We start from the raw sequence: 20880 nt of genomic DNA on the forward strand, positions 1-20880 counted from the left end.
CGGAAACACGAGGAACTCCCTCGGAAGCGATGTGGGTTGGCGTGATCACGCCATGACGAAGGACCCGCGCGGGGGCGGGTCACCTGATCGCTTCGCGGTGAGGGGCGGTGTCGAGCGGACGATCCCGCTTTCGGCGGGGCCGGCGGTTGGCGGGACCGGTCGGCCGGGCGGCGACGGACGCCGCCTGGCTAGGGTCAGGACACCGTGGTCCCCAGCGGCGAAGCGGGAGCCAGCACCGTGCCGAGAAGAGCCATACCCATGATCGACCTCCTGTCGTCCGGGCCCACGTTAGAGACTGGCGGCCCGGTCTGCGACCCCGGTTGGACATCGGGTCGGCCGGTGGGCGGGAGTGTGGCCACGTGAGATACCTGCGCACCGACGGGCGGGTGGGGATCCGCCGCCCGCGCGCCGCCGACGAGGGCGAGTTCACCGCCGCCGCCCGGCGCAGCCGGGACCTGCACCACCCGTGGCTCGCCGCCCCGGACGACCCGGAGAAGTACGCCGCGTACCTGCGCAAGGTGCGGGGACGGGACAACTCGGGTTACCTGTTCTGCGACCTGGCCACCGCGGAGATCGCCGGGTACGCGACCATCAGCGGCATCATGCTGGGCGCGCTGCGCGGCGGCCACCTCGGCTACGCCGCCTTCCTGCCGTACGCCGGGACGGGGCACGCCGCCGCGGGCGTCGGCCTGGTGCTCGACCACGCCTTCACCGGGCTTGGGCTGCACCGGCTGGAGGCGAACATCCAGCCGGGCAACGAGCCGTCCAGGCGCCTGGCCCGCCGGCTGGGCTTCCGGTTGGAGGGTTTCTCCCCGGACTACCTGTTCATCGACGGGGCGTGGCGGGACCACGAGCGCTGGGCGATCACCGCGCCGGAACCCGGCTGACCGCGTGGTGGCGGCCGCCGTGCGGCGGCCGCCACCTGTCGGTTCAGCGGCCGGGCCCGCGCGCCTGCGAACGCTGCCCGGTCAGGCGCTCCAGCCGCGCCTGTTTCTGCTCGACGCGCCGCCGCTGCCGGGGCGTCAGGTCCGGGCGGCCACTCTGCCGCAGGTACGTCGGCACCCGTCGCTCGTTCGGAATCGGCATGCTCATGACCCGCTCCTCCGTTCGGGGTGGACGGCGAGGGGGAGGTCCCGCAACACCGGTACCTCCTGCCGCTGCGGCTCCCGGGTCAGCCGCGCGGTGAACCGCTCCGGCCGTACCTCCAGGTACGGCGGGGCGTCACCCTCGGCGTACCCGGCGACCGCGACCGCGACCGGGGGCCGGCACCGCCGCTCCGGCCGTACCCGGATGGTCTGTCCCGGGCGGACCAGGTAGGAGGACCGGTTCACCTTGCCGCCGTCGACGGTGAACGTGTTGTGCGCGACCAGGTCCCGGGCCTCGTCGATGGAGCGGGCGAAGCCGGCCCGGTGCACCAGCGCGTCCATCCGCTGCTCGAGCTGCCCGACCAGGTTCTCCGCCGCGTCACCAGGCTGCTGGCCGGCCGCCGTCAGGGCCCGAACCAGCTGCCGCTCCCGCAGTTCGTAGCCGACGCGGACGCGGTGCCGCTCGGCGTCGCCCAACCGGTATCCCCGGGGGGCGCGCCGTGGCCCGCCGCGCACTCCCACCGGATGCCGCTGCCGCCGCAGCCGGTAGCCGTGCGCCGGGTGCAGCGGGACGACGTCCTCCGGCGCGGGACGTACCGTCGTGGTCCGGACCGCCATGTCGTTTCCTCCCTCTCACTCGCGGTCCCACCACCCTCCGCCGCCCCCGGGTGAGGCGACCCCACCCGGTACGGGTGAGCCCGGTCAGCTGCCCGGCTTCGGGAAGGCCACCGGGCTGCGGTGCCCGTCCTGGTCCACCGCCCGGACGCCGAAGAAGACGTTGTCCTTGGACAGGTCGACCGTCACCTCGGTGACGTCCCCGACCGGAATCACCTTCTGCCACTCGGCGGCCGTGGTCTCCCGCCACACCACCTCGTAGCCGGCCAGGTCCGCCTCGTCGCCGCGCTGCCAGCGCAGAGTGGTGTCGTTGGTGAGGTTGGTGGTGACGATGGTGGCGCCCTTCGGGGTGCCCGGTGCCTGGGCCAGGGACCACAGCGCCGCCCCGTTCACCAGGGCGACCCGGGTGATGTACCCGAAGTCGCAGAACTCCGGCAGGTCGCCGTACTGCACGCCGTCGATCACCCGGACGTCCTGGTGCTGGTGGGCGAAGTCCTCGTTCGGCTCGGTGAACCGGCCGGCCGGCCAGCCCTCCCGGAGGAACGAGATGTGGTCGCTGCCGCGCAGGTAGCGGTCCCGCCGGTAGATCACCCGTACCTGCATCCCGGTCGCCCCGTTCTCGGCGACGTCGCTGACGAACCGGGCGAGCTGCCGGGACGGGGAATCGTTCTCGCCGCCCACCGACTGCCGGGTGCTCGCCTCGGCCGGCGTCTCGGCCGTGGGCACCCCCTCGGCGAAGAGTCGGACCGCCCGCGGGTCGCGGGTGCCGTCGTCGGCGGTGCTGCTACCGATGATGTCGTTGCTGAACATGCCCTGCACGTCGACGCCGGCCGCCTTGAGCTGCTTGGCCAGGTACGCCGAGCCGTACAGGCCTTGCTCCTCGCCGGCCACGGCGGCGAAGAGGATGGTCGCCTCGGTGCGCCGGGTGGCCATCACCCGGGCCAGCTCCATCAGCACCGCCACGCCGGAGGCGTCGTCGTCGGCGCCCGGGGCGTCGCCGACCGCGTCCATGACATCTGTGGCGCGCGAGTCGTAGTGGCCGGTGATCACGTACGCCCGCTGCGAGGCCGAGTCGCCCCGCAGGGTGGCCACCACGTTGGTGATCCGGGTGGCGGTGGGGATGCGGGAGGCGGGCTGCTGGACGTACGACTGGAGTTCCACGGTCATCCGGCCGCCGGAGGCGGCGGCGTACCCGGAGAGCTGCGCGAAGATCCAGTCCCGGGCGGCGCCGATGCCGCGGACCGGGTCGTCCTGGCTGGAGAGGGTGTGCCGGGTGCCGAAGGCGGCCAGCCGGCGGACGGTCGCCTCGATCCGGTCGCGGTCCACCTCGCCCAGCAGCGCGTACAGCTCCGGGTCGGGCGGTTGCGGCCGGACCGGCTGGCCGGGACCGGGTGGCGCCAGGGCTTCCTCGGCGGCGGCCGGCGCGGCCGCGAACGGTACGGCGATGGTGGCGGCGGTGGCCGCGGCGGAGGCGGTCAGGAAGGTGCGCCGGGTGGACCTTGTGGGCCGGTCTCCGGCGGTCTCGTGGGTTCCCATCAGCGCATCCTCACCCCAGCGCATGAGATTTGTCTATATAGTCCGAGGTGGATGAGACCGCCTGCGGGGTCACCCGGCGGGTGACGACTCCGGGTGACCGTCGCCTTTCGGTGACGGCATGCCGGGGTCGCCCATCGGGCGGGCTTCGCCACGTTTGTCGGGCGTGTCGACGGGAACGGCAGCGGGCATGACGAAACCTCGTGTGGTGATCGTGGGGGCCGGGTTCGCCGGATACCACGCGGCGAAGACGTTGAGCCGGCTCGCCGGCGAGCGGGCCGAGATCGTCCTGCTGAACTCGACCGACTACTTCCTCTACCTGCCGCTGCTGCCCGAGGTCGCCGCCGGGGTGGTCGAGCCGACCCGGATCTCGGTGCCGCTGTCCGGCACGCTCAACGGGGTCCGGGTGGTGATCGGCGAGGCGGACCGGGTGGACCTGCAGAACCGCTGGGTCGGCTACCGGCAGCAGGAGGGCGACCGGGGCCAACTGGCGTACGACCGCCTGGTCCTCGCCGTCGGCAGCGTCAACAAGCTGCTGCCGATCCCCGGCGCGACCGAGTACGCGCACGGCTTCCGCGGCCTGCCGGAGGCGCTCTACCTGCACGACCACGTGGTCCGGCAGATCGAGCTGGCCGAGCTGGCCGAGGACCCGGCCGAGCAGCGGGCCCGGACCACCTTCGTGGTGGTGGGCGCCGGCTACACCGGCACCGAGGTCGCCGCGCACGGGCAGCTCTTCACCGACCGGCTGGTCGCCCAGCGCCCGCACCTGACCGTTCGGCCACGCTGGATGCTGCTGGACATCGCATCCCGGGTGCTGCCCGAGCTGGACGAGCGGATGTCGCGCACCGCCGACCGGGTGCTGCGGCGGCGCGGCGTGGACGTGCGGATGGGCACGTCGGTGTCGGAGGCCACCCCGGACGGGGTGATGCTGACCGACGGCGAGTACGTGCCGACGTGCAGCCTGGTCTGGTGCGTCGGGGTACGCCCGGACCCGTTCGTGGCCGAGCTGGGGCTGCGCACCGAGAAGGGCCGCCTGGTGACCGACGAGTATCTCAACGTCCCCGGGTACCCCGAGGTGTACGCCTGCGGCGACGCGGCCGCCGTGCCCGACCTGACCCGCCCCGGCCAGATCTGCGCGATGACCGCGCAGCACGCCCAGCGGCAGGGGAAACTGGCGGCGCAGAACATCGCCGCGTCGTACGGGCAGGGCAAGCGCAAGCCGTACCGGCACTACGACCTGGGCTGGGTGGTCGACCTGGGCGGCAAGGACGCCGCGGCGAACCCGCTGAAGGTGTCGCTGTCGGGCCTGCCGGCGAAGGCCGTCACGCGGGGCTACCACCTGCTGGCGATGCCGGGCAACCGGGCCCGGGTGGGGGCCGACTGGGTGCTGGACGCGACCCAGTCCCGGCCGGCGGTGCAGCTCGGCCTCGTCCCGGCCAACGCGGTACCGCTGGAGAGCCGGTCGCCCGAGATGGTGCGCCGCTCCTGAGCCACGGTCAGCCACCGGCCGGCGGCGGGTCCCCGGTGCCAGGGGCCCGCCCGCCGGCCGGGGTCCGTCCGCCGGCTCCCCGCGCTCCGGGCGGAACCGCTGCCCACCGTGGCGCCGCGGTCACTGGTCGGCGAGGGTGGCGTCGGTGGCCGGGCGCGCACCGGAGACGAAGGCGTCCAGCGCCGGGCCGTGCAGCACCCCGCCCGGGACGGGATCGGCGGCCACCCGGGTCGCCAGCCGGCGTACCGGCAGGCGGCCGGCGCGGCGCGCGGCGGCGAGCACCAGGTTGCCGTACCGACGCCCGCGCAGCATCCGGCGGTCGGCAACCAGGCACACGTCGGCGAAGACCGCGCGGAGGGTGGCCACCTGGGTCCGGGCGAAGACCAGCGGGGGCAGGTCCGTCACGTTGACCAGGTACACCCCGTCCGGGTGCAGCGTGCGGGCCACCCCGGCGGCGAACTCCACGCTGGCCACGTGGCCGGGCATCCGGGCGGCCCGGTAGATGTCGGCGAGGACCACGTCGTACCGGTCGGGCGGGGCGGCGGTCACCGTGTCCCGCGCGTCGGCCACCCGCACGGCGACCCCGGGTGCCGGCGGCGGCAGCTCCCGGCGGACCAGCTCGACCACCGCCGCGTCGCGTTCGACCACGAGCTGCGCCGATCCGGGTCGGGTGGCCGCCAGCCAGCGCGGCAGGGTGAGCGCGCCGCCGCCGAGGTGCAGGGCGGTCACCGGCCGGCCGGGCGGGGCGGCCAGGTCGACCACCGCCGCCATCCGGCGCACGTACTCGAAGTGCAGGTATCGGGGGTCCGCCACGTCCACATACGACTGCGCCACGCCGGCGGCGAGCAGCGTACGCCCGGTCCGTCGGGCCGGGTCGACGACCAGCTCCAGGCCCTCGGCGGCGGTCTCCATGGCGGGCAACGGTAACCGAGGCGACCCCCGCCGGACCCGGTCGGGCCGGGCCCGGCGACGATCGCGGCCAGGTCGGCGCGGGCGCGCGCCGCCGGCTCACGGCCTCAGCCGGCGTTAATGCCGGCGCCGACCTCCTCGATGGCGTCGTCGATCCGAGCGGCCAGGTCGACGTCCACGGCGGTCACCCCGTCGACCTGCCGGGTCCGCACGGTCAGCACGGCGCTGTCCGGGTCCGGCCGGCCGATCTGCGGTCCGCGCCCGACCTCCACCCGCAGCTGGTCGATCCGGTCGAGCACCCGGTCCAGGTTGTCCGGCGGCAGCTCGATCGTGCGCACCAGCGACTGCCGGTCACTCGACCAGTACGGCAGCAGGCCGAGCGCCTCGCGCAGCTCGTCCTCGGCCAGCGGCGCGGTGGCGGACACCGGGCCCACCAGGCCACCGCCGGCCTCCGGCGGCGCGAGCAGGTCCCGCAACCCGTCCGGTACGCGCAGCGACTCCACCAGGTCGCCGTCCGCGTCGGCCAGCGCGGCGAGGGTCGCCTGCGCCTGGTAGCGGGCCTGTTCCGGGCTGCGGCCGCTGATCCGGGCCACCTCGGCGAGGAAGCCGGACAGCTCCCGGTGCTGCTCGATGCCGTCCACCGGCACCACGTCGTGCAGGGACACCGGCACGGCCTCGAGCAACCGCTCCCGCTCGGTCTCCTCCAGCGCCCAGGCCAGCGCCAGGACGGTCGCCTCGGCGCCCACCTTGGCGGTGCGGAAGTCCACTCCCGTCCGGCGGCTGACGTCGCCGACCAGCTCCCGGTAGCCCATCGTGGTCACCCCGGGTACGCCGGCCCTCCGCTCGGTACGCGGCCGCGGGCTCTCCGGCACCCCGGCGGGCGGCGGCGCGGGACCGCCCCGGGTGGTGTCCGGCTTGTGCCGCCCGGCCGGCGGCGGCCCGGCCCGCTTGCCCCGGTCCAGGGAGGTGATCTGCTTGGACGCGCTCAGGCTGGCGCCGGTCTGGCTGGGCTGTTGACCGCGCCCGCGGGCCTCCCGGGCCAGGGCCCGCCGGCGCTGGTTGTCACCCTCCATCTGCTTGCGCATCGTCGCACCTCGTTCCTCGTCGCGTTCGGCCGTTCCGCGGGTCGCCTTCCCGCCCCCGCGGGGAAGGAAACGGCCGCGTCCGGCATCCGACCACCGGCCGACGACAGCTTCATTCGCTGCGGGTGAGGGGCGTTCACCCGGCGGCGACCCACGATCGGGACGGACCGGGAAACTTCCGAGGCACGCGGAAGGGAAGGTCGTCATGAAGAGGATCGTCGAGATCGTCCCCGCTCGACCCGGCTGGTACGCCCGCTGGCGGGTGGACCCCAAAGCCACCCGCTGCTACGCGGTGACCCTGTGGGCGCTGCTCGAGGAGGGCGACGGGACCGGCCGTGAGGTGGTCGGCGTGGACTGTGTCGGACAGTGGCCCGGAGCGGACGACAACGAGGCGGGTGGGGAGTTCGTCCGCTATCTCTTCCAGACGCCCGATTCCGGTCAACCGGACGATGCGGAGCCGCCGATGACGGCGGAGCTGCGGTCCTCGGGGCCCCGGTTGCAGCCGGTGCCCTCCGCCTGAGCCACCCTCCCCGGCCCCCGACCCCTGGTCCCAGGGTCGGGGGCCACCCCTGTCCATCGACGGGCTGGCGCGGTTGAGCCGGCGGTGCGGGCCGGGTCAGCCCGCCGCGCGGCCGGATTCCGTGGCGGCGAGCGGGGCCATGGCCAACAGCTCGCCGAGCCCCGTCCGGTCGAGCAGCTGCCGCACCTGCGTGTTCATCCCGGTGAGCTGGACCGGCCCGGTGCCGGCGCGGTGGATCACCACGAAGGCGCTCAGCCCGGACGAGTCGCACAGGACCACGCCGGCGAGGTCGATCAGCAGTTCCCGGTAGCCGTCCACGCGCAGCTCCGCGGCGGCGGCGACGAGTTCCGGGGCGGTGTCGAAGTCCAGCTCGCCGGTCAGCCGCAGCCGGGCGCGCCCGGGGTCGAGCCGGGTCATCTCGATGGTCAACAGCCGGGAGGGCATGGGTCCATGCTCCCAGCCCCGCATGACCGGGAAACCCCGGGGTCCTCACGCGGAGGCGGACCTGCCGTGGGGTGGCGGTCCTGGCGTACCGGCGTAGGGTGGGGCGAAGAAATTGGAACACATACGCCGTTTCCGGTACCGCGGGTGTCGAGACCGCGGATGTCGACAAGGAGTGGGGCTTAGCTGGTGACTGTTGCGGACGTCAGGGATTCCGACCCGGGCGACGGACGGATCTCCACGCCGAGTACCGCACGGGTTCCGGCGCGATCCGCCGACGTCCCGGTCGCGTCCACCCTGCCGCCGCTGGCCCGGGACCGTGGCCTGCCCGCCCCCGACTGGTCGGAGGTGGTCGAGCACTTCCGCGAGGGTCTGATCGTCTGCGACGCCGACGGCGTGGTCCGCCACCTCAGCCCGGTCGCCGAGCGGCTGCTGCCCGAGGTGGTGCCCGGTGAGCTGCTCGCGTCCGCCGGCATCGCCGCCCTCGCCAGTGCCGGCGAATTCACCCACCGGGGCCACCGGCTGCGGGTTCGGCAGGTGCCGCTGTCCGCCGCCCGTTGCTGCTGGTACGTCGAGGACGTCACGGAGACCGTCAGCCGCGCCGACGCGCTGCTGGCCGAGCGGGCCCGCTCGGCGTTCCTGGCCGTGGTGGGCGAGAAGCTGGGCAACCCGCTGCACCCGGACCGGGCCGCCGCCGCCGTGGTGCGGCTCGCGGTGCCGACCCTCGCCGACGTCGCCGTGCTGGTGCTGGCGCCCCGCTCCGGGCGGGCCCGGTGGTGGCGGGCGTGCCGCTCGGACGACGAGGCCCCGACGGTGGACAGCGGCAAGCTCGACGCCGTCGACCTGCCCGGAGCGATCGAGGAGGGGCTGGCGGGGATCGAGCCGCACACCCTGGACTGGCTGGTCGAGCAGGCGGTCGACGCCGGCTGGCTGCCCGGCGTGATCGGCGCCGAGGCGACGGCCCGGGTGGTCCCACTGCCCGGCCGGGACACCCCGGCGGGCGTGCTGCTGGTCGCCCGCCGGGCCACCCGCTGGTACGACGAGGCCGACGTCGACCTGGTCCGCGCCTTCGCGGCCCGGGCCGGGGCGGCGCTGACCACCGCCGTGCTCTACCGCGACCAGGCCGAGGTGGCCGACACCCTGCAGGCCAGCCTGGTGCCGGTCGAGCCGGCGGCGGCGCCCGGGGTGCAGTGGGGCACCGCGTACCGGCCGGCGCAGGCCGGCCTGCGTATCGGTGGCGACTTCTACGGCGCGCACCGGCTCGCCGACGGCGGCTCCGTCTTCTTCCTCGGTGACGTCTCGGGCAAGGGCGTGGAGGCCGCCGTCTTCACCGGGCAGCTCCGCCAGTGCCTGCAGGCGTTGCACCGGGTGGAGTCGCAGCCGGGCCGCCTGCTGCGGCTGCTCAACGACGCGTTGCTGGAGACCACCCAGGCCCACGGGCAGGGGCGGTTCGCCACCATCGTGCTCGGCGTGGCGCGCCCGCAGCGCGACGGCGGCCTGACCCTCACCATGGCCGGCGGCGGGCACCTCCCGCCGCTGGTGCTGCGCGCCTCCGGGGACATCGAGGTGGTGCCGCTCAGCGGCATGCTGATCGGCGTGGTGCCCGACCCGCGGATCGGCGAGGTCACCGTCCGGCTGGAGCCGGGGGAGACCTGCCTGCTCTACAGCGACGGGGTGACCGAGGCCCGTGGTGGCCGGCGCGGCGACGAGCAGTTCGGCGCCGAGCGGCTGTTCACCGCGGTCTCCGGCTGCCACCGGATGCCGGCGCCGGCCCTGGCCGAGCGGATCGAGCAGGTGACCTGCGACTGGCTGGCCCACGGCGACCACGACGACATCGCGGTGCTCGCCCTGCGGGCCACCGGCCCGACGGTGCGTACGCCCCGCCACCTGCACGCGGTGCCGAGCTCGGCCCGCCCCGAGCGCCCGAGGGAGATCCACGCGTGACCGCCACCACCACCGAGGTCGACCCGGCCCACGCCTACTCCGGCTACCTCCGGTCCCTCGAGGAGGCGGACGAGTACGCCGCCGTCGAGGTGGCGCTGGGGCTGCTCGAGGCCGGCGTGCCGGCGGAGCGGCTGCTGCTCGACCTGGTCGCCCCGGCCCAGGCGGAGGTGGGGGAGCGTTGGGCGCGCAACGAGTGGAGCGTGGCCCAGGAGCACGCGGCCACTCACATCAGCGAGCGGGTGGTGGCCGCGATCGCCGGGCACGCGAATCCCCGGCCGACCCGCGGCCGGATCGTGGTGGCCTGCCTGGACGGCGAGTGGCACGCGCTGCCGCCGCGCCTGGTGGCCGAGGTGCTGCGGCTGCGCGGTTGGCAGGTCACCTTCCTCGGCGCCAGCGTCCCCGCCGCCCACCTGGTGTCCTACCTGCACCGCTACGACGCGCACGCGGTCCTGCTGGCCTGCGCGCTGCCGATGCGGCTGCCGCACGCGCACCGCATGATCGAGGCGTGCCGCCGGTCGGACGTGCCGGTGGTCGTCGGCGGGCGTGGGTTCGGCGAGGACGGGCGCTGGGCGCGGCGGCTGGGGGCGGTGTGGGCGCCGGACGCCCCGGCGGCCGGTGACCTGGTCGCCGACGAGCGGGCGTTGCGCCGGGTGCCGCCGACCGACCTGGACCACCTCGCCGACGACGAGTACGCCAGCCTGGTCAAGCGGCGCGGCGACCTGATCGACAGCGCGCTGGCGGACCTGCGGGAGCGGGTCCCCGCCGTGCACGACTACACCCCGGCGCAGCTCGACTCGACCGTCAGCGACCTGGGCTACATCCTCGACTTCCTGGCCGCCGCGCTCTACGTCGACGACGCGACCCTCTTCACCGACTTCGTCGAGTGGCTGGTGGCGATCCTGACCAGCCGCGGGGTGCCGGCGGCCGCCGTGGGGCTGACCCTGGGGCACTACGCGCAGGTGTTGCGGGACTTTCCCCGGGCCGCGCGGTTCCTCGACGCTGGTCGGGCGCGGGTGAACGGGCTGGCCGGCCGGTCCCGGCCCTGACCGGGTCGGATCTCGGGCGGGGCGGACCCCTGCATATACTTGCTGCACTGCAAGCATTCGCCTGCGGTGGGAGCGAGAGGGGCCACGTTGACGTTCAGCGTCACCTACGCCGAGCGGGACGACGGTCAGGCGTGCCTACGACTCGCCGGTGAGCTGGACATGAGCACCGCCCCCGAGCTCACCGCCGCGATCGACCGGCTCGCCGGCGCCGGCGAGCGGCACCTGCTGATCGACCTCACCGAACTGACCTTTTGCGACTCGACCGGCATTGCGGCGATCGTCCGCGGCGACAACCGCGCCGCGGCCGAGGGCGGTTGGCTCCGGGTGACCGGGGCCAGCGGGCGGGTGGCGCGGGTGCTGCAGGTGACCGGGCTCGCCGACGTTCTCGCATACCGCGCGGACACGCCCCACCCGGCCTCGCCGTCGCGCCCCTGATGGGCTAGATTTCCCCGCCAGCAGGTGACCGAGAGGTCCCCCCCGCCACCGATCACGAAGCAGGTATTTCCATGGGTCCAGGCAGCCCGAGCCCCGTTCGTATCCTGGTGGTGGACGACGACCCGGGCGACGTCCTGATGATCGAGGAGGCCCTCGAGGACTCCGACGTCGACAAGGTCATCGACGTGGTCAACGACGGTCAGGAGGCGATGGAGTTCCTCCGGCGCGAGGGCCGGCACACCGATGCCCGCCGGCCGGACATGATCCTGCTCGACCTGAACATGCCCCGGATGGACGGCCGGCAGGTGCTCGGCGAGGTGAAGCAGGACGAGGACCTGCGCACCATCCCGATCGTCGTGTTGACCACGTCGAACGCGGACACCGACATCGTCGGCAGCTACACCCTCCAGGCCAACGCCTACGTCACCAAACCGATCGACCTGGACGACTTCAACGACGTGGTCCGGCGGATCGACGAGTTCTTCGGTCGCGTGGTCGTCCTGCCCAAGCACTCCTGACCCCGTTCGTCCGGCTCGTCGTCCGGCCGGCGGGCCGCGCCGCGGGATTGTCCACGCGCGGTCGCCGATCGTCGACCGCCCTCGGATGCTGAACATTTTTCTCGAACCGCCTCGGCCCTCGCCGGCAGCCCCGAGGATCGGCAGGTGGGGAAGAAACATCAGCTGCCTGGGGGGCGACAGTATGAGGTTCTCCGTCGTTGAGACCGGTTACGACCAGCGGCAGGTGGACTCCTGCCTGGACGAGTTGGGGATCCGGTTGACCCGACTCGCGGCGCGAGCGGAGAGCGCCGCCGGAGCCGGTCGGGAGTGGGACCAGATCCGGCAGGAGGCGACCCGCCTCTGCGACCTGCTCGACTCGCGGGGTGCGCCGGTGCAGCACGACGTGGCAGCCGTGCGGGCCGGTGCGACGCCGGTGGAGCGGGAGGCGGCCGCGCTGCTGGCCCGGGCTCGGGGCGAGCTCGACGCCGCCCGCGCCGAGGCCCGACTGGTGCGGGAGCGGGCGTACGCCGAGGCGATGCAGGCCCGCCGCGACGTCGAGGCCGCGCTGCTGGCCCGCCGCCGGCGGGAGACCCGGGTCGACCAGATCCTCACCGGCCTGACCGCGGACCCGGTTCCAGCGGACACGCCGACCGCCGCGGCGGCCGCGCCGGGCAGCGGGGTGCCGGCGACCCGGCTGGCGGCCGCCGCCCCCGAGGCGCCGGTCGAGTCCCCGCCGGAGCGCAGCGCCGCCTGAGCGCGGCTCAGACCAGCGCCGCGACCACGGTGGTGGCCCGGGCCTCGTGCTTGGCGTACGCGTCGGGGAAGGCGGAGATCTGCACGGCCTGGGCGGCCTCGGTGATGCTGAGGTCCCCCCAGCCGGGCACCTCGGCCAGCGCCGCGTAGAACGCCCGGGCCGCGTACGCCGGGCGCATCAGCTCGGCGACCGTGCCCCAGCCGCTGCTGGGCCGCTGCTGGAACAGGCCGACCGAGTCGTGGTCGGCGCCGCTGCCCTGGTGCGGGTAGTCGTAGGACTCGGGCAGCACGTCGCTGGCCAGGTTGTAGAGGTTGCTCTCCTGCATCGCGGTGGCGATCGCGACGACCAGGGCCCGGCGCGGCATGCCCATCTGCCGCCCGACGTCGACGATCACCTTGGCGTTGTCCATCTGGCGCTGGTCGAGCCCGGCGACGGGCCGGGGGTGCTTCGGCCGGACCGGCTTGCGCACCGGCTTCTTCGTCTCGGTGGGCCTGGGGGTGGCGGCCGGTACCGGGGTCACAGGCACGGCGACCGGCGGCGCCGTCCGCTCGAACTCCCGGGAGGCGCGCTGCTCGGCCTCCGCGGCGGCCGCCGCGCGGTCGGCCATCACCTCGCGTACGGGCTCGTGGCGCTGGCCGGTGTCCCGGGCGCCGACGAAGGCGACCAGGCCCAGACAGCAGCTCACGCCGGTGGCGACGGCGACCCGGGCCGGGGTGGAGCCGAAGGGTCGGCGGCGGGGCGCCTCCGGGGCCCGGTGGCGCCCGATCGTCCGTTCGGCTGATGCGACATCGGCGGTACGGCCGGCGGGCCGCGTCTCGGTCTGCTTCTGCTCGGGGGAGTCTTCGGGAGGCACCCGCCGAGGCTAGGCAGCTTCCCGCCGCTTGCCACCGGGCCGGTTGGTGGCATGCGCCACAATTTGCCATGATCCGCCCGGGCATTACCCTCGGTGAACCATGAAGCCGGCGCTCCGGGCTTTCCAGCCTTGTCGGTTATAAGCGATAAGGAGGGGTCAATCGCTCGCAAGATCAGCTCCGGTGTGGACCGGGCGGCCCTCCTCCGTTCGGTGGAGTCGCCACCTCACCGACCTGGTGGCGGCCGGTCCGCCGGAGGGCCCGGTCCACCGCATCCCGGCCGGTCGGCGCCCGCTGTGGCCATCGACCCGCCCACGCCGCCGCCGCTCGATACGATGCGGACGGTGACCGAGCCTGTGATCGACGAGCGGACGACCGGTGGACCTGGCGGCCACCGGGACCGGCGGGGGTGGCTCGTCAGCCTGTTCGCGGTCCTGCTCGCCGGGCTGCTCGCCGGCCACCGGGCGGTCCCCAACGTGCACGGACTGGGCAGTCTGGTTGACAGCGTCACCCCGCTGCTCGGCCTCGGCGTACCGCCGCTCGCGGTCGCCGCGCTGCTGCGCCGGTCCCGGCCCGCGCTCGCGGTGGTGCTGCTCCCGGCGGTCGTCTGGGCGGCGCTCTACGGCGGCGCCTGGCTGCCACCGGCCACCGGGGCGGGATCGGCCGCGATCCGCGTCGCCAGCCAGAACCTGCGCTCCGGCAACCCCGACCCGGTCGCCACCGTCGACGCGGTCGCCGCCGCTGGCGCGGACCTGATCGGGCTCCAGGAGATCGACGACGACCGGGTCGACGCCGCGCTGCGCCAGCGGTACCCGCACCGGGCCGCGGTATCGACCGTCGCCCTGTGGAGCCGGTGGCCGATCCGGGACTCCGCCGACGTGGACACCGGCCTGGGCTGGACCCGCGCACTGCGCGCCGTGGTCGCGGCCCCGGGCGGCGACCTGGTGGTCTACGTGGTCCATCTCGGCTCGGCCCGGGCCGGGCACACCGCCACCCGGGACGAGACCCTCGCCGCGCTGGCCTCGACCGTCCGCGCCGACCCGGCCCCCCGGCTGGTGGTGCTCGGCGACCTGAACACCGCCACCACCGACCGGGTCTTCGCCCCCCTCACCCGCCTCCTGCGCGATGCGCAGGCCGACGCCGGGCAGGGCTTCGGCTTCACCTGGCCCGCGGAGCTGCCGGTGACCCGGCCCGACCACGTGCTCTACCGCGGGCTCACCCCGACCACGGCGGGCGTCCTGCACACCCCGGACAGCGACCACCGGGCGGTGACCGCCGGCTTCCGCTGGTGAGCACCGGACGGGTCAGTGCCGGCCGTTCTCGGCCGGGGTGACGGTCAGCCGGTGCCGGCTGTTGTCGCCGCTGGAGAACGGCCAGAGCCGATCCGCGTACGCGACCAGGTCGGCCAGCTGCTCCCGGCTCAGCCCGGCCGAGGAGATCTCGGCGTGCACGTCGGCCCGGTAGCGGCCGTCGTTGTCGCGCCCCAGCTTCGCCTCCGCGGTCACCTGGACCGTGTGCGCCTCGTCGGTGATCTTGCCGGCCGCCTCCACCGCCGCGTGATGCAGGCAGGACGCGAAGGCGGCGGCGAGCAGCTGCTCGGGCCTCAGTCCGGTGCAGTGCGCCGCCAGTGGCGACGCCAGGGCGGTGGAGAGCCCACCGTCGTCGGTGCGTACGTGACCGCCCGCGGCGGTCGCGCTGGCCTCGTGCAGCCAGGAACTCGGATCCGGCATCGCGTTCCTCCCGTCACTCACCCGCCCGGCTACCCGGCCCCCGCCGGGTGAAACCGGGCCCGGGGCCCGGGGAGGAGGAGTCAGCTGGCCCACTCCGCGGGCTGGCGGTCGACGGCCACCGCCTCGGTGGCCTCGGCGGCCGCCCGGTCGGTCCACGGGGACACCAGCGTGGGCCGCTGCCGGGGCATCGCCGCCAGCATCGGCACGTAGACCCGGGCGTCCACCACCTCGGCGAGCAGCAGCGCGGCCATCAGGCTGCTCGGGCGTCGGGCGGGGTCGTCGGCCAGGCAGTGCCGGCACAGCTCGGCCACCTCCGCGGGCAGCCCGTCGATTTCCGGCAGCGGTTCGGGCGCCTGCCGCCTCCGCGCCCCCAGCAGCTCGGTGGTGCTGCTGGCGGCGTACGGCAGGCGGCCGGTCAGGCAGTAGTAGAGCAGCACGCCGAGGGCGTACATGTCCGCGGCGGGAGTGGCCGGCTGCTGGTCCAGCTGCTCCGGGGCGAGGTACGCGGGAGTGCCCACCACGATGCCGGCCGGGGTGTGGTCGGTCGCGCCGGCGGATGTGGCGATGCCGAAGTCGAGCACCTTCACGCCGGACGGGGTGAGGATGACGTTGGCCGGTTTCACGTCGCGGTGCACGATGCCGTGCGCGTGTGCGGCGGCCAGCGCGGCGCTCACCTCGGCGCAGACCCGGACGGCGATCCGCCAGTCCAGCGGGCCCGCGCGCAGGTGCGCGGCGAGCGTCTCGCCCTCGGCCAGCTCCATTACGATGTAGGGCGCCTCGCGACCGGGCGCGAGCCTCGCGGTGCCGAAGTCGTGCACGCTGGCGACGTTCGGGTGCACCAGCCGGGCCGCGGAGCGGGCCTCTTCCCGGATCCGCTCCACCGAGGTCGCCTCGTCGTCCAGGTGCGGCGAGATCAGCTTCACCGCGACCGTCCGGTCCAGCACGAGGTCGTGGGCGCGCCAGACCTCCGACATCCCGCCGATGCCGACGCGCTGTTCGAGCTGGTACCGCCCGCCCAGCGTCCTCATCGACCACTCCTCGTCCTCGTCCCGGGCCCGCCCGGCCCGACCCGGCGTTCCGGGAGCGGTACCCGGGGTCCGAGCTGGGCAAACCGCCACGCGGTTCGCCGCCGCCGGCCGCCGCGGCGGGGTAGCTTCCCCTCTAGGGGGTCGTGACCATCGGTCGCGGTCCGGAAACGGAGGGTGTCCGGGTGGCTCAGGTGCGCGTACGGTTCGTCGGCGGGCCCGCCCATGACCTGGTCCGGGAGTTGCCGGCCGGGCCCGACGGGGCGCCGCCGCAGCGGTGGATCATGCGCCATCCCGACCACCCCGCGGTCCCGGTCGCCGGCGGCCCGGACCACCTGTACGAGCGGGAGCGCCGGGACGGGTACGGCACCTGGACGATGCGCTTCGTCCGCACCGACCCGCTCGGCGCCACCGAGTGAGTCGCCGCCGGGTCAGGCCGGGGCGGCCCGGGTGGTGTCCAGGATGACCGAGGCGACCAGCTCCGGGTCGTCGTGCATCGGCACGTGGCCGCAGCCGGTGAGGTCGAGGTGGCAGGCCCCGGGCAGCCGGGCGCGGGCCACGGCGGCCTGCCGGTACGGCAGGATCCGGTCCCGGGTGCCCCACGCGACGGTGACCGGCACGGTGGGCGCGCCGGCGAAGGCGTAGCCGCGGCCGGCCCGGGCCACCGCGCAGCCGCGCCGCGCCGACGGCCGGATCCACGGCGCCGCCGCTGGCCTCGGCCGCGCCGAGCGCCACCGCCACCAGGTCCCGCAGCAGCGGGCCGACCGGCACGGGGCGGCCGGCGGCGCGCTGCGCCCGGGCCAGCTCCGCCTCGGCGGTGCGCAGCGCGGCCAGCCGCCTCGCCACCGCGTGCCGGGCCGCCGGCAGCGCCGCCCGTTCGGTCACGGCCACCCGCACCGGCCGGTCCCGCCACCACCAGCGGACCTCGAACGTCCCGTTGCGGCTCATGCCGGCAGCCTGCGGGCCGTGGCTGGCGGGCACGTGGGCCGGACCTGTGGCGGCGCTGTGCGTCCGCCCGCGGCGCGTCCGGCCTCTGCGAGGGCGTCCCCGGGCCTGCACAGCTGGTACACAGGATCGGGACAGGCCCGGCACAGTCGAGCCGCCCACGATGGGGGGCATGGTCATGGAAGGGCAGGCCGCGCAGGGCCGGATCGAGCTGCGTCGACCCGATGGCGAGCCGGTGCGGGTGCTGGTGGTCGACGACGAGTCGACGCTCACCGACCTGCTCTCGATGGCGCTGCGCTACGAGGGCTGGCAGGTGCGCAGCGCGGGCAGCGGGATGGCGGCGCTGAGCACCGCCCGGCAGTTCCAGCCGGACGCGGTGGTCCTCGACGTGATGCTGCCCGACCTGGACGGCTTCCAGGTGCTGCGCCGGCTGCGCGAGCAGACCCCGACCGTGCCGGTGCTCTTCCTCACCGCGCGGGACGCGGTGGAGGAGCGGATCGCCGGGCTCACCGTCGGCGGCGACGACTACGTCACCAAGCCGTTCAGCCTGGAGGAGGTGATCGCCCGGCTGCGCGCGCTGCTGCGCCGCTCCGGCTTCGCGGTCGCCACCCGGGAGGACGCCGTGCTCACCGTCGGCGACCTCAGTCTGGACGAGGACAGCCACGAGGTGCGCCGGGGCGACGACCTGATCACCCTCACCGCGACCGAGTTCGAGCTGCTCCGCTACCTGATGCGCAACCCGCGCCGGGTGCTGAGCAAGGCGCAGATCCTCGACCGGGTCTGGAACTACGACTTCGGCGGCCAGGCCAACGTGGTCGAGCTCTACATCTCGTACCTGCGGAAGAAGATCGACGCCGGCCGGGAGCCGATGATCCACACGCTGCGCGGCGCGGGGTATGTCCTCAAGCCCGCGGAGTGAACGGGGCGGCCGACTGCGGCGTCGGCTGGCCGGCTGGTCGCTGCGCCGACGGCTGGTGCTCTCCGTGTTGGCGCTGCTCGCCCTGGTCAGCATCGGCATCGGCGGTGTCACCACGGTTGCCCTGCGGCACTTCCTGATCGCCCAGGTGGACAACCAGCTCACCATGGGCGACCGGCGCGCCGACAACCTGCCACCCTGGTTCCGGCAGCCCGGCGATCGGCGGCCGGGCACCGGCACCCAGCCGGCCGCTCTGGAGCCGCCGCGCGGCTTCCCGCCCGGCTCGATCGCGATGTGGGTCGCCGACGGGGTCACGACGGCGACGGCCCGAGCCGAATCCGGGGGAGTCGACGCGGTTCCGGCCGCCGACATCACCTCACTTGCCGCGCTGCCGACCGACGGGCAGCCACGTACCGTTGACCTCGACGACCGCGGTGACTATCGCGCGGTGGCCCATCGGACGGCCGACGGCGACGTACTCGGCGTCGCCATCCCCCTCTCCGGCGTCGAGGAGACGGTCATGTGGATGATCGTCGCCCAGGCCGGCGTGTTCGTCGCCGGGCTGCTCATCGCCGGCAGCCTGGGCGCGCTGATCGTGCGGGCCACGCTGCGTCCGTTGAACCGGGTGGCGGCCACCGCCGCCCGGGTCACCGAGCTGCCGCTGGACCGGGGGGAGGTGGCGCTGTCGGTCCGGGTGCCGGAGGCCGACACCGACCCACGCACCGAGGTCGGCCAGGTGGGCGGCGCGCTCAACCGGATGCTCGGCCACGTCGCCGCCGCGCTCGCCGCCCGGCAGGCCAGCGAGACGCGGGTACGCCAGTTCGTCGCCGACGCCAGCCACGAGCTGCGTACCCCGCTCGCGGCCATCCGTGGCTACGCCGAGGTGGCCCGGCGCGGGCGGGACCGGGTGCCGCCGGACGTGGCGCACGCCCTGCGCCGGGTGGAGTCGGAGAGCACCCGGATGACCAGCCTCGTCGACGACCTGCTGCTGCTGGCCCGGCTGGACTCCGGCCGCCCCCTCGCGGTCGAGCCGGTCGACCTGACCGCGCTGGTCGTCGACGCGGTCAGCGACGCCCACGTGGCCGGACCCGAGCACCGCTGGCAGCTCGACCTGCCCGACGAGCCGATGACCGTGACCGGGGACGCGGCCCGGCTGCACCAGGTGGTGGCGAACCTGCTCGCCAACGCGCGGGTGCACACCCCGCCCGGTACGCGGGTGACCACCCGGCTCGCCCCCGTGGCCGGCGGGGTCGAGCTCAGCGTGGCCGACGACGGGCCGGGCATCCCGCCCGACCTGCAGGAAGAGGTCTTCGAGCGGTTCGCCCGCGGGGACAGCTCGCGGTCCCGGGCGCACGGCAGCACCGGCCTCGGCCTGGCCATCGTGGCCGCCGTCGTGGAGGCCCACCATGGCCGGGTCGACGTGGCCAGCCGCCCCGGTCGCACCGTGTTCACCGTGCGGCTGCCGGACTCCACAGCCGACGCATAGGTCGTTCATCGGAGCCGGCCAGCGGGCCGCCCGAGGCTTGCCGGCATGGACAGCGGGTGGGGCGGGCGTGCGACGCTGGGGAGGTGTATCGGCAGGTGCCGGCGGCGGGGATCCGTGAGGCGGTGGTGTGGCACAGCGTCGCCACGGGCGGGTCACCGACCCGGGTGCTGCCGGACGGCTGCCTCGACCTGCTCTGGTCGAGCCGGGCCGGGCTGCTGGTCGCCGGCCCGGACCGGACCGCCCACCTTTCGGCCAGCTCCCCGGGCGAGCGGTGGGTCGGGCTGCGGCTGCCACCGGGCACCGGCCCGGCGGTCCTCGGGGTGCCCGCCGACGCGTTGCTCGACCGGCGCGTCGCGCTGGCCGACGTCTGGGGAGCGGGCACGGCAGAGCTGATGGACCGGATCGACGCGGCCCGGTCGTCGGCGGGGCCAGCTCGCCGCCCTCCTGACGATCCGATCGGCCCCGACGTCGAGCGGATCGGCGCCGCGCTGACGGCGGTCGCGCTCACCCGCCTGCGCGCCGCCGGCGGGCCGGACCCGCTCGGCGCGCGGATCGCCGCCCGGCTGGCGACCGGCGGCCCGATCGCCGCGACCGCCGCCGAGGTCGGCCTGGGCGAGCGGGCGCTGCGCCGTCGCTGCCAGCCCCTCTTCGGGTACGGCCCGAAGACCCTCGCCCGCATCCTGCGGATGCGGCGCGCCCTCGCGCTGGCCCGGGCCGGTACGCCGCTGGCCGAGGTGGCCGCCCGCGCCGGGTACGCCGACCAGGCCCACCTCACCCGGGAGGTCCGCGACCTGGCCGGCGTGCCCCCGACCCGGCTCCTGTCGGGCTGACCGCCGTCGCTCAGTCCGCCGCCAGCGGCGCGAACAGGTCCACTCCGGTGCCGTCCGGGTCGTGCAGGACGGCGTACCGCTGGCCCCAGTCGGCGTCCCACGGCGCCCGGTGGCCGTGGAACCCGGCCCCGGTCAGCTCCGCGTACCACCGGTCCACCTCGGCGGGGTCGGCGCAGCGGAACGCCAGGTTCACCCGGGGGCTGCCGGTCGGCGGGGTGAACCCCGGGTCGAAGGTGCGCAGCATGTGGACGGTGTCCCAGGCCAGCCGGACGCCGCCGGCCAGGGTGACCTCCACGTGCGGCTCGCCCTCTGCGCCGGGCGGGATCGGCACCCCCAGCCGGCGGTAGAAGTCGAGCGTTCGGGCCATGTCGGTGACGGCCATGCCGATGAGGTCGAAGCGAGGTGTCATGACCGTCACGCTAGGGGCGGGCGGGGCGGGTCGTCTTGAACGGAACGGACGGGGACGGGGTGACCGGTGTGGCCGTCACGACCGGCCCGCGCGGCGTACGGTGAGCAGGAGACAAGTCCGGCTTTTAGGGCGAAAAGCCTCAGGGTGGCCGGCCTCCATGACGGCGAGGGAAGGGAGCAGCCCGGTGATGCACCTGGCCTACCTGGACGCGGGATCCGGCAGCCTCATCGTGCAGGCGGTGGTCGGTGGGGTGGCCGGAGCGGCGGTGGCGGCGAAGCTGTACTGGCGCCGGCTGGTCGCCCGGTTCCGGCGTCAGCCGACCGACCAGCACTGAGCGG

At 75.1% G+C, this 20880-nt stretch carries 24 protein-coding genes and 1 pseudogene; 14 read left to right on the top strand and 11 right to left on the bottom strand.

Going from position 1 to position 20880, the window contains the following annotated elements; all coding sequences use genetic code 11:
• Nucleotides 1–359 precede the first annotated feature (359 nt).
• The gene (locus I8N68_RS26070) at nt 360–887 is read left to right on the top strand and encodes a GNAT family N-acetyltransferase (protein WP_307812979.1); all 528 of its coding nucleotides are present in this window, start codon (nt 360–362) and stop codon (nt 885–887) included.
• 43 nt (nt 888–930) lie between these two features.
• Here the strand turns inward: I8N68_RS26070 and I8N68_RS26075 are convergent, their stop codons facing one another.
• The 3 genes from I8N68_RS26075 to I8N68_RS26085 form a co-directional block, all read right to left on the bottom strand.
• On the bottom strand, nt 931–1092 hold the full coding sequence (locus tag I8N68_RS26075) for a hypothetical protein (RefSeq protein WP_200215137.1): 162 nt from the start codon (nt 1090–1092) through the stop codon (nt 931–933).
• Complete coding sequence (gene rpsD, locus I8N68_RS26080; protein ID WP_200215138.1) at nt 1089–1703, bottom strand: 30S ribosomal protein S4; 615 nt, start codon at nt 1701–1703, stop codon at nt 1089–1091. Before rpsD ends, I8N68_RS26075 begins: the two co-directional genes overlap by 4 nt.
• A gap of 84 nt (nt 1704–1787) precedes the next feature.
• Nucleotides 1788–3236, bottom strand: a complete 1449-nt coding sequence (locus I8N68_RS26085) for a M20/M25/M40 family metallo-hydrolase (RefSeq protein ID WP_200215139.1) — start codon at nt 3234–3236, stop codon at nt 1788–1790.
• Nucleotides 3237–3423: 187 nt separating this feature from the next.
• Between I8N68_RS26085 and I8N68_RS26090 the strand changes: the two genes are divergently transcribed.
• Nucleotides 3424–4722 carry an NAD(P)/FAD-dependent oxidoreductase gene (locus I8N68_RS26090; protein ID WP_200215140.1) on the top strand — a complete coding sequence of 433 codons (1299 nt, stop codon included), beginning with the start codon at nt 3424–3426 and terminating at the stop codon, nt 4720–4722.
• 120 nt (nt 4723–4842) lie between these two features.
• Here the strand turns inward: I8N68_RS26090 and I8N68_RS26095 are convergent, their stop codons facing one another.
• Together I8N68_RS26095 and I8N68_RS26100 are read right to left on the bottom strand one after the other, a co-directional pair.
• Nucleotides 4843–5634, bottom strand: a complete 792-nt coding sequence (locus tag I8N68_RS26095) for a spermidine synthase (protein WP_200215141.1) — start codon at nt 5632–5634, stop codon at nt 4843–4845.
• 104 nt (nt 5635–5738) lie between these two features.
• Entirely contained in the window at nt 5739–6716 is a 978-nt protein-coding gene (locus I8N68_RS26100) for a 4a-hydroxytetrahydrobiopterin dehydratase (protein WP_200215142.1), read from the bottom strand.
• A 202-nt stretch (nt 6717–6918) separates the two neighbouring features.
• On the opposite strand from I8N68_RS26100, the gene I8N68_RS26105 reads away from it, so the two are divergent.
• Nucleotides 6919–7233 (top strand): hypothetical protein, encoded by a 315-nt coding sequence (locus I8N68_RS26105; RefSeq protein WP_200215143.1) that lies wholly within the window; start codon nt 6919–6921, stop codon nt 7231–7233.
• A gap of 96 nt (nt 7234–7329) precedes the next feature.
• Here the strand turns inward: I8N68_RS26105 and I8N68_RS26110 are convergent, their stop codons facing one another.
• Nucleotides 7330–7677: an STAS domain-containing protein gene (locus tag I8N68_RS26110; RefSeq protein ID WP_234040617.1), complete on the bottom strand. Its 348-nt coding sequence runs from the start codon at nt 7675–7677 to the stop codon at nt 7330–7332.
• A gap of 186 nt (nt 7678–7863) precedes the next feature.
• On the opposite strand from I8N68_RS26110, the gene I8N68_RS26115 reads away from it, so the two are divergent.
• The 5 genes from I8N68_RS26115 (at nt 7864) to I8N68_RS26135 (ending at nt 12350) form a co-directional block, all read left to right on the top strand.
• Nucleotides 7864–9618 (top strand): PP2C family protein-serine/threonine phosphatase, encoded by a 1755-nt coding sequence (locus I8N68_RS26115; RefSeq protein ID WP_200215145.1) that lies wholly within the window; start codon nt 7864–7866, stop codon nt 9616–9618.
• Nucleotides 9615–10664, top strand: a complete 1050-nt coding sequence (locus I8N68_RS26120) for a cobalamin B12-binding domain-containing protein (RefSeq protein ID WP_200215146.1) — start codon at nt 9615–9617, stop codon at nt 10662–10664. Before I8N68_RS26115 ends, I8N68_RS26120 begins: the two co-directional genes overlap by 4 nt.
• Before the next feature lie 87 nt (nt 10665–10751).
• Nucleotides 10752–11099, top strand: coding sequence for an STAS domain-containing protein (locus tag I8N68_RS26125; protein ID WP_200215147.1), 348 nt, complete (start codon nt 10752–10754; stop codon nt 11097–11099).
• A gap of 71 nt (nt 11100–11170) precedes the next feature.
• Nucleotides 11171–11617, top strand: a complete 447-nt coding sequence (locus tag I8N68_RS26130) for a response regulator (protein ID WP_200215148.1) — start codon at nt 11171–11173, stop codon at nt 11615–11617.
• A gap of 181 nt (nt 11618–11798) precedes the next feature.
• Nucleotides 11799–12350, top strand: coding sequence for an ATPase (locus I8N68_RS26135; RefSeq protein ID WP_200215149.1), 552 nt, complete (start codon nt 11799–11801; stop codon nt 12348–12350).
• Between the two features lie 7 nt (nt 12351–12357).
• Here I8N68_RS26135 and I8N68_RS26140 read toward each other — a convergent pair whose 3' ends face one another.
• Complete coding sequence (locus I8N68_RS26140; protein WP_200215150.1) at nt 12358–13203, bottom strand: hypothetical protein; 846 nt, start codon at nt 13201–13203, stop codon at nt 12358–12360.
• A 342-nt stretch (nt 13204–13545) separates the two neighbouring features.
• Here I8N68_RS26140 and I8N68_RS26145 point away from each other — a divergent pair, with 342 nt between their 5' ends.
• The gene (locus I8N68_RS26145) at nt 13546–14493 is read left to right on the top strand and encodes an endonuclease/exonuclease/phosphatase family protein (protein ID WP_307812980.1); all 948 of its coding nucleotides are present in this window, start codon (nt 13546–13548) and stop codon (nt 14491–14493) included.
• A 12-nt stretch (nt 14494–14505) separates the two neighbouring features.
• Here I8N68_RS26145 and I8N68_RS26150 read toward each other — a convergent pair whose 3' ends face one another.
• Both I8N68_RS26150 and I8N68_RS26155 read right to left on the bottom strand, forming a co-directional pair.
• Nucleotides 14506–14931: an OsmC family protein gene (locus tag I8N68_RS26150; protein WP_200215151.1), complete on the bottom strand. Its 426-nt coding sequence runs from the start codon at nt 14929–14931 to the stop codon at nt 14506–14508.
• An 80-nt stretch (nt 14932–15011) separates the two neighbouring features.
• Nucleotides 15012–15959 (bottom strand): serine/threonine-protein kinase, encoded by a 948-nt coding sequence (locus I8N68_RS26155; protein WP_200215152.1) that lies wholly within the window; start codon nt 15957–15959, stop codon nt 15012–15014.
• Nucleotides 15960–16141: 182 nt separating this feature from the next.
• Here I8N68_RS26155 and I8N68_RS26160 point away from each other — a divergent pair, with 182 nt between their 5' ends.
• Nucleotides 16142–16375, top strand: coding sequence for a DUF8847 domain-containing protein (locus I8N68_RS26160; RefSeq protein WP_200215153.1), 234 nt, complete (start codon nt 16142–16144; stop codon nt 16373–16375).
• 12 nt (nt 16376–16387) lie between these two features.
• Here I8N68_RS26160 and I8N68_RS26165 read toward each other — a convergent pair.
• Nucleotides 16388–16732 (bottom strand): annotated as a pseudogene (locus I8N68_RS26165) (alpha/beta fold hydrolase); the annotation flags it as partial.
• 347 nt (nt 16733–17079) lie between these two features.
• On the opposite strand from I8N68_RS26165, the gene I8N68_RS26170 reads away from it, so the two are divergent.
• From I8N68_RS26170 to I8N68_RS26180, 3 genes are all read left to right on the top strand, one after another.
• On the top strand, nt 17080–17820 hold the full coding sequence (locus tag I8N68_RS26170) for a response regulator transcription factor (RefSeq protein WP_200215194.1): 741 nt from the start codon (nt 17080–17082) through the stop codon (nt 17818–17820).
• The gene (locus I8N68_RS26175; RefSeq protein WP_200215154.1) at nt 17798–19303 is read left to right on the top strand and encodes a sensor histidine kinase; all 1506 of its coding nucleotides are present in this window, start codon (nt 17798–17800) and stop codon (nt 19301–19303) included. Before I8N68_RS26170 ends, I8N68_RS26175 begins: the two co-directional genes overlap by 23 nt.
• Before the next feature lie 83 nt (nt 19304–19386).
• A complete protein-coding gene (locus I8N68_RS26180) occupies nt 19387–20133 on the top strand; it encodes a helix-turn-helix domain-containing protein (RefSeq protein ID WP_200215155.1) in 747 nt (248 codons plus the stop codon).
• Nucleotides 20134–20143: 10 nt separating this feature from the next.
• Here the strand turns inward: I8N68_RS26180 and I8N68_RS26185 are convergent, their stop codons facing one another.
• The gene (locus tag I8N68_RS26185) at nt 20144–20542 is read right to left on the bottom strand and encodes a VOC family protein (RefSeq protein ID WP_200215156.1); all 399 of its coding nucleotides are present in this window, start codon (nt 20540–20542) and stop codon (nt 20144–20146) included.
• A gap of 157 nt (nt 20543–20699) precedes the next feature.
• Between I8N68_RS26185 and I8N68_RS26190 the strand changes: the two genes are divergently transcribed.
• Nucleotides 20700–20876 (top strand): hypothetical protein, encoded by a 177-nt coding sequence (locus I8N68_RS26190; RefSeq protein ID WP_200215197.1) that lies wholly within the window; start codon nt 20700–20702, stop codon nt 20874–20876.
• The last annotated feature ends 4 nt before the right edge of the window (nt 20877–20880 follow it).

Origin of the sequence: Micromonospora coerulea (assembly GCF_016598485.1) — a bacterium.
GTDB lineage: Bacteria > Actinomycetota > Actinomycetes > Mycobacteriales > Micromonosporaceae > Micromonospora > Micromonospora coerulea.

Coding starts and splice junctions, on each gene's coding strand:
- I8N68_RS26075 (WP_200215137.1), bottom strand. CDS start 1,092: ATGAGCATGCCGATTCCGAACGAGCGACGGGTGCCGACGTACCTGCGG.
- rpsD (WP_200215138.1), bottom strand. CDS start 1,703: ATGGCGGTCCGGACCACGACGGTACGTCCCGCGCCGGAGGACGTCGTC.
- I8N68_RS26085 (WP_200215139.1), bottom strand. CDS start 3,236: ATGGGAACCCACGAGACCGCCGGAGACCGGCCCACAAGGTCCACCCGG.
- I8N68_RS26090 (WP_200215140.1), top strand. CDS start 3,424: ATGACGAAACCTCGTGTGGTGATCGTGGGGGCCGGGTTCGCCGGATAC.
- I8N68_RS26095 (WP_200215141.1), bottom strand. CDS start 5,634: ATGGAGACCGCCGCCGAGGGCCTGGAGCTGGTCGTCGACCCGGCCCGA.
- I8N68_RS26100 (WP_200215142.1), bottom strand. CDS start 6,716: ATGCGCAAGCAGATGGAGGGTGACAACCAGCGCCGGCGGGCCCTGGCC.
- I8N68_RS26105 (WP_200215143.1), top strand. CDS start 6,919: ATGAAGAGGATCGTCGAGATCGTCCCCGCTCGACCCGGCTGGTACGCC.
- I8N68_RS26110 (WP_234040617.1), bottom strand. CDS start 7,677: ATGCCCTCCCGGCTGTTGACCATCGAGATGACCCGGCTCGACCCCGGG.
- I8N68_RS26130 (WP_200215148.1), top strand. CDS start 11,171: ATGGGTCCAGGCAGCCCGAGCCCCGTTCGTATCCTGGTGGTGGACGAC.
- I8N68_RS26135 (WP_200215149.1), top strand. CDS start 11,799: ATGAGGTTCTCCGTCGTTGAGACCGGTTACGACCAGCGGCAGGTGGAC.
- I8N68_RS26150 (WP_200215151.1), bottom strand. CDS start 14,931: ATGCCGGATCCGAGTTCCTGGCTGCACGAGGCCAGCGCGACCGCCGCG.
- I8N68_RS26155 (WP_200215152.1), bottom strand. CDS start 15,959: ATGAGGACGCTGGGCGGGCGGTACCAGCTCGAACAGCGCGTCGGCATC.
- I8N68_RS26170 (WP_200215194.1), top strand. CDS start 17,080: ATGGAAGGGCAGGCCGCGCAGGGCCGGATCGAGCTGCGTCGACCCGAT.
- I8N68_RS26175 (WP_200215154.1), top strand. CDS start 17,798: ATGTCCTCAAGCCCGCGGAGTGAACGGGGCGGCCGACTGCGGCGTCGG.
- I8N68_RS26185 (WP_200215156.1), bottom strand. CDS start 20,542: ATGACACCTCGCTTCGACCTCATCGGCATGGCCGTCACCGACATGGCC.
- I8N68_RS26190 (WP_200215197.1), top strand. CDS start 20,700: ATGACGGCGAGGGAAGGGAGCAGCCCGGTGATGCACCTGGCCTACCTG.